7 protein-coding genes are annotated in these 6,000 nt (G+C 74.8%); 5 read left to right on the forward strand and 2 right to left on the reverse strand.

Features of this window, described 5'->3' with window-relative positions; genetic code table 11:
- Positions 1–105 precede the first annotated feature (105 nt).
- Entirely contained in the window at positions 106–1,449 is a 1,344-nt protein-coding gene (locus tag FF36_RS03515; protein ID WP_044883482.1) for a magnesium transporter MgtE N-terminal domain-containing protein, read from the forward strand.
- Positions 1,446–2,072: a DUF1003 domain-containing protein gene (locus FF36_RS03520; protein WP_236706090.1), complete on the forward strand. Its 627-nt coding sequence runs from the start codon at positions 1,446–1,448 to the stop codon at positions 2,070–2,072. The genes FF36_RS03515 and FF36_RS03520 overlap by 4 nt, the downstream gene beginning before the upstream one ends.
- A gap of 40 nt (positions 2,073–2,112) precedes the next feature.
- Here the strand turns inward: FF36_RS03520 and FF36_RS03525 are convergent, their stop codons facing one another.
- Positions 2,113–2,469, reverse strand: coding sequence for a chorismate mutase (locus tag FF36_RS03525; RefSeq protein WP_082121646.1), 357 nt, complete (start codon positions 2,467–2,469; stop codon positions 2,113–2,115).
- A gap of 309 nt (positions 2,470–2,778) precedes the next feature.
- On the opposite strand from FF36_RS03525, the gene FF36_RS03530 reads away from it, so the two are divergent.
- Both FF36_RS03530 and FF36_RS03535 read left to right on the forward strand, forming a co-directional pair.
- The gene (locus tag FF36_RS03530; RefSeq protein ID WP_044883483.1) at positions 2,779–3,627 is read left to right on the forward strand and encodes a RecB family exonuclease; all 849 of its coding nucleotides are present in this window, start codon (positions 2,779–2,781) and stop codon (positions 3,625–3,627) included.
- Between the two features lie 59 nt (positions 3,628–3,686).
- Positions 3,687–4,895 carry a pyridoxal phosphate-dependent aminotransferase gene (locus FF36_RS03535; RefSeq protein WP_044883484.1) on the forward strand — a complete coding sequence of 403 codons (1,209 nt, stop codon included), beginning with the start codon at positions 3,687–3,689 and terminating at the stop codon, positions 4,893–4,895.
- A 22-nt stretch (positions 4,896–4,917) separates the two neighbouring features.
- Here FF36_RS03535 and FF36_RS03540 read toward each other — a convergent pair whose 3' ends face one another.
- On the reverse strand, positions 4,918–5,607 hold the full coding sequence (locus tag FF36_RS03540; RefSeq protein WP_044883485.1) for a hypothetical protein: 690 nt from the start codon (positions 5,605–5,607) through the stop codon (positions 4,918–4,920).
- Between the two features lie 139 nt (positions 5,608–5,746).
- Here FF36_RS03540 and FF36_RS03545 point away from each other — a divergent pair.
- Positions 5,747–6,000, forward strand: a 254-nt coding sequence (locus FF36_RS03545) for a transposase (RefSeq protein ID WP_242422270.1), incomplete at its 3' end; no start/stop codon positions are given.

The following is a 6,000-nucleotide window of genomic DNA, read 5'->3' on the forward strand; positions in this document are numbered from 1 at the left end:
GGGTTGCGGGAAGCGCCCGCGCGGGTAGCCTCCGGCCGTGAACAGGACTGCGGCGCCGGCCCGCGGCGGTATGCCCGCCTACGTCGGGAACGGTCAGTGACCAGGATGCCCACGCGCCCCACCCAGTCCAGGGTGTACTGCCGCCGCCTGGCCGGCCTGCTGGTTCTCGACCCGAACGGCGACCAGGTCGGCCGGGTCCACGACATCATCGTCACGCTGCGCCTCGGGCACGAGCCGCCCCGCGTGCTGGGCCTTGCCGTCGAGGTCCAGCGCCGGCCGATCTTCGTGCCGATCGGGCGGGTCACCGGCGTGGAGTCCGGCGCGGTCGTGCTCTCCTCGGCCCGGCTGAGCTGGCGACGCTTCCAGCAACGGCCGAACGAGACCAGGGTCCTCGGCGAGCTGCTCGACCGCCGCGCGACGCTGCTGTCCTCGGACACCGAGGTCACCGTCGTCGACGCCGCGATCGAGCCGATCCGCGGCGGGGACTGGGTACTCGACCAGGTGGCCGTCCGCACCGGTCGGGGTCGGCGCGGCGAGGTGCGCACCGTGGCCTGGGACGAGGTCACCGGCCTGTCACTGGCCGAGGGGGGCCAGGGCGCGGCGAACCTGCTGGCCGCGTTCGAGAAGCTGCGCCCCGCGGACCTCGCGACCCTGCTGCACGACCTGTCCGACAAGCGGCGCGCCGAAGTCGCCGCGGCCCTCGACGACGAACGGCTCGCCGACGTCCTGGAGGAGCTGCCCGAGGACGAGCAGGTGGAGCTGCTCGGCGGGCTCGCCGAGGAACGCGCCGCCGACGTGCTGGAGGCGATGGGCCCCGACGACGCGGCGGACCTGCTCGGCGAGCTACCCGCCGAGGACGCCGAGCGGCTGCTGCGGCTGATGGAGCCGGACGAGGCCGCCGACGTGCGCCGCCTGCTGCGCTACGCCGACGACACCGCCGGTGGGATCATGACCAGCGAGCCGGTCGTGCTCGCCCCGAACGCGACGGTGGCCGAGGCGCTCGCGCGCATCCGCGAGCCGGAGCTGTCCCCGGCGCTGGCCGCGCAGGTCTACGTGGTCCGCCCACCGTATGAGACGCCCACCGGCCGCTATCTGGGTCTCGCGCACTTCCAGCGGCTGCTGCGGGAGCCGCCGTCCACCCTGGTCGGCGGCGTGATCGACGTGGACATGGCGTCGCTGCGGCCGGAGACCCCGCTCGCCGAGGTCACCCGGCTGCTGGCGTCGTACAACCTGGTCGCGGCGCCGGTGCTTGACCGCGGCGGACGGCTCGTCGGCGTGGTCACCGTCGACGACGTCCTCGACCACCTGCTGCCGGCCGACTGGCGCGAGCGCCAGCTCGAATCCGACGTCGACACCCACACGACGCCGGGCCTGTTCGCCCCGCCCCCGGGCGGTGGGGAACCCGGCGCCCTGGGTGGGGTGGGCGCCAGCCCGCCGGCGGCTCCGTGAGGGGGCGCCGGCGCGGCGCGCGCCTGGACCAGCCGCGGCTGTCGCGGCGCGCGTCGCTACGGCCCGCCTACGAGCCGGACGCGTTCGGCCGGATCGCCGAGCGGGTGGCCCGGTTCATCGGGACGGCGCGCTACCTCGTCGCCCAGAGCATCGTCATCGTGTTGTGGGTCGCCTACAACGTCTTCGTCCCCAGCTCCGCGCGGTTCGACGAGTTCCCGTTCATCTTCCTGACGCTGGTGCTGTCGCTGCAGGCCGCGTACGCGGCGCCGCTCATCCTGCTGGCGCAGAACCGGCAGGACGACCGGGACCGGGCGAACCTCGCCCAGGACCGGGAGCAGTCGGTCCGCACCCGCGATGACACCGAGTACCTGGCCCGGGAGCTGGCCGCCGTGCGCATCACCATCGGCGAGCTGGCCACCCGCGACTTCCTGCGCTCGGAGCTGCGCGCCCTGCTCGCCGAGCTGGACGCGGCCGAACACGACCGCGACCGGGAACGGCGCGACCGGCGCCGACGCCGCGAGGGCGAGCGCCCCGCCCGCCGCGACCGGGCCCCCGCCGCAGAGCAGGACACCGCCCGGCCCGCCGGTGGGTCGCCCGGCGGGCCGCAGGAGCGCGAGCGCTGACCGCGAGCGCTGACCGCGGGAGCTGACCGCGGGAGCTGTCCTAGGACTGGCCCGCCGCGCCCCGGCAGAGCGTCAGCACCGCCATCGCGATCTCGACGCCACGGGGACCCAGCTCGTTCGCCCAGACGGCGATGATCTCGTTTTCCCGGGCGTGTTCGATCCGCGGGCCGCCCTCGGCCGAGCGCAGCGCCTGGATCTGCCGGGACAGGTCGCGGCGGGTGGCCAGCAGCTCGCGGAGCTGGGCGTCGATGTCGTCGATGTGCTGGCGTCCCTCGGCGATGTTGCTGATCGTCAGCGACTCGCCCGCGATCGGCGCGCGCCCCGCGCCGGTGAGGATGGCGCCCGGCGCCGTGGGCGCGGGGATCGCGGCGTCGGAACGGTCGACGAGGTTATCCACGAATGGGCCTTTCGATCGGAGGCCCGGCGCAGCCCAGGCCAAGACGACCCGGGGCGGACCGGGCCTGGGTCTGACGCTCGTACCGCGTGAGGTCAGCGGTGGAGCGGGGACCGTGCCCGGTCCCCATAAAACGGAGGCAGCAGCGCGCCGTGGCGCGAGGTTCGGCTGCTCTCCATACAGCAAGCATGCCAGCCCGGCGCGGATCCGTCCAGGAACCGACGCGGCGCCGCAACCACCCGCCTCGTCCCGGATGGTCCGCCCCTTCGCTGGTGCCGCGGCTCCCCGGTGGCGGGGTGGGATGATCGATCGATGGGACAGATGGAGTTCGGCGGCATGCCCCGCAAGCTGTTCGCCTGTACGCCGTCGCGGCTGGCCGCGTTCGAGGACTGCCCCCGCCGCTACCGGATGATCTATCTGGACCGGCCGCGCCCGCCGAAGGGGCCGCCGTGGGCGCACACCTCCTTCGGTGTCAGCGTGCACAACGCGCTGCGCCGGTGGTGGGAGGAGCCGCATCAGCGGCGCACCCCGCTGCGCGCCGCCGAGCTGCTGCGCCTGGGCTGGGTCGACGAGGGGTTCCGCGATCCCGAGCAGTCGCAGCACTGGCGGGAGCGGGCCGTCGGGATGGTCCGTGGCTACGTCGCGGGCCTGGACCCGGCGGCCGAGCCGCGCGGGGTCGAGCGCTCGGTCGCCACCCGCACCGAGGCGCTGGCCTTCTCCGGCCGGGTCGACCGCCTCGACGACCGGGACGGGGAGCTCGTCGTCGTCGACTACAAGACCGGCCGGCGACCCGTCACCGACGACGACGCCCGGACCTCGCGGGCCCTGGCGCTCTACGCGCTGGCCGCGGGCCGGATGCTGCGCCAGCCCTGCCGGCGGGTCGAGCTGCACCACGTGCCCACCGGGCGGGTCGCCGCCGCCGAGCACACCGAGGACAGCATCGCCCGCCACGTCCGCCGCGCCGAGTCCGTCGCCGCCGACGCCGTCGAGGCGACCGAGGCGCTGCGCGGCGGCGGTGAACCCGATCGCGCCTTCCCGCCCCGCCCCGGCCCGCTGTGCTCGTGGTGCGACTTCCGCCGGCTGTGTGCGGAAGGCCAGGCCGCCGGCCCCGAGCGCCAGCCCTGGGCCGCCCTCGGCGAGGACCCCGAGCCGGCCGGCTGACCTGCCGCGGCACCGGCCATCCGGCGACCTCCTCGCCCGTCGGATGTCACCATGGGGCGGTGTCCGAGCAGACCACAGCCCCCGCCCAGCCGCGGGTCTCCGCGAAGGCGATGACCTTCACCGAGTCCGTCATCCGGGACATGACCCGGCTCGCTCTCGCGCATGACGCGGTGAACCTGGCCCAGGGGTTCCCCGACTTCGCCTGCCCGCCCGAGCTCAAGGAGGCGGCCAAGGCCGCCATCGACGCGGACGTGAACCAGTACGCGATCACCTGGGGGGCGGCGGAGTTCCGGGCCGCGGTCGCCGCGAAGGTGGGGCGGACCTACCCGGGCTGGTCGGTCGACCCGGACACCGAGATCTGCGTGACCTGCGGTTCGACCGAGGCAATGATCGCCACCATGCTGGCGCTGGTCGATCCCGGCGACGAGGTGATCATGTTCGAGCCGTTCTACGAGAACTACGGCCCCGACACGATCCTGTCCGGCGCCCGGCCGCGGCTGGTCCGCCTGCACGCCCCCGACTGGTCGATCGACCCGGCGGAGCTGCGCGCGGCGTTCAGCGACCGCACCCGGGCCATCGTCCTGAACACCCCGCACAACCCGACCGGCAAGGTGCTGCGCCGCGACGAGCTGGAGCTGGTCGCCGAGCTCTGCCAACGCCACGACACGCTGGTGTTCACCGACGAGATCTACGAGCACATCCACTACCTCGGACCCGGCGGCCACATCCCGCCGGCGACGATCCCCGGCCTCGAGGATCGGACCGTCACCATCAACGCCCTGTCGAAGACCTACGCGGTGACGGGCTGGCGGGTCGGTTGGACGATCGCGCCGCCCGCCTACACCTCGGCGATCCGCAAGGTCCACGACTTCCTGACCGTCGGCGCGGCGGCACCGTTGCAGGCCGGCGGCGTGGCGGCGATGGGCCTGCCGCCCGCCTACTACGACGGGCTCGCCGAGCAGTACCGCACCCGCCGCGACCTGCTGTGCGCCTCGCTGGCCGACACCGGGTTCACGTTCCGGCAGCCGGACGGCGCCTACTACGTGATGTGCGACACCCGCGCGATCGACCCGGCCGGGGACGACGTGGCCCTGGCCCGCCGGCTGGTCACCGAGATCGGGGTGGCGGCCGTGCCCGGCTCGTCGTTCTTCGCCGATCCCGCCGACGGACGCCACATCATCCGGTTCGGCTTCCCCAAGAAGCTCTCCACGCTGCAGGCCGCCGCGGACCGCCTGGCCCGTCTGAGCCGCCCGGCCGCCGGCGGCTGAAGCCGGCGCTCGGGCGGGGTTGTCACGGCGCCGGGGTGAGCCGGGCCGGCGGCGTCGGCAGCCGGTAGCCGATGCCGGCGGCGCGGGCGTGCCCGGCGCGCAGCTCGCGGTCCAGCTCGGCGAGCTCGGCACGCACCCCGCCGCGCGTCGACCGGCCGAGCAGCGCCGGGCGGGCGCTCATCGCCGCGGGCTCGGGCGGGGCGTACCGGCCACGCAGGTACTCCCCGATCCACCGACCCTGCGCGCCGGCCAGCTCCGGGGGGCCGCCGACGTGGAAGACCCAGGCCGCCGCCAGGTCGAACACGCCGCCGAAACGGGGCGAGTCCGGCCCGCCCGGCCCCAGCCGGGCCGTGCCGTCGCCCAGCACGACCGCGTCGAAGACGCCGAGCAGGTCGTCCCCCGCCCCGGCTCCCGCGGCCGCCACCGCGGCGGCCGGGGCCGCGGACGTTGCCGAGGGCCGGGGATCGGCCCGCACGCCATGGACCTCGAAGGGCGGCGCCGCCGGGCCGGCCGCCGTGAGGCGCAGGGTGCCGGGCGACACCGCGAGGACCTGGTCGGCGCAGCCGTACGCGGCGAGGCGGGCGTGGGCGGCGGGCGGCACGGGGCCGGAGGAGAACGCGGCGACCGCGAGCCCCCCGTCGACGAGGGAGATCGTCGCGGCGGCGGTGGCCACGTCCACGCCGAGGACGGCGACCCGGGGAAGACCTGTCACGCTGGGGCACTCTAGTAGGACTTGATTAGGTCTGTCTGTGGTTGTACTGACTGTCGTCTTCATGTGTGTGGCGGTGGTTGGTATGAGACAGGACGAGATGGCCCGGGTGCGGCCGGTGATCGAACGGTTCGCGGGTGAGATGTTCGCGGACCTGCCGCGGCGGGACCAGCGGGGCACCGGTGAGCTGTATGTCCGGGGGCTGTTGACCGACGGCAAGCGCAAGAGCATGGTCCCGATGGCCGCTCGCCTCGGGGTGGACCATCAGCAGCTGCAGCAGTTCGTGACCAGCTCGACCTGGGACTACACCCAGGTCCGCCGGCGCCTCGCCGGCTGGGCGGCCGCCTTCCTCGACCCGGTCGCGCTGGTGGTGGACGACACCGGCTTCCCGAAGGA

Source organism: Frankia torreyi, from assembly GCF_000948395.1.
GTDB lineage: Bacteria > Actinomycetota > Actinomycetes > Frankiales > Frankiaceae > Frankia > Frankia torreyi.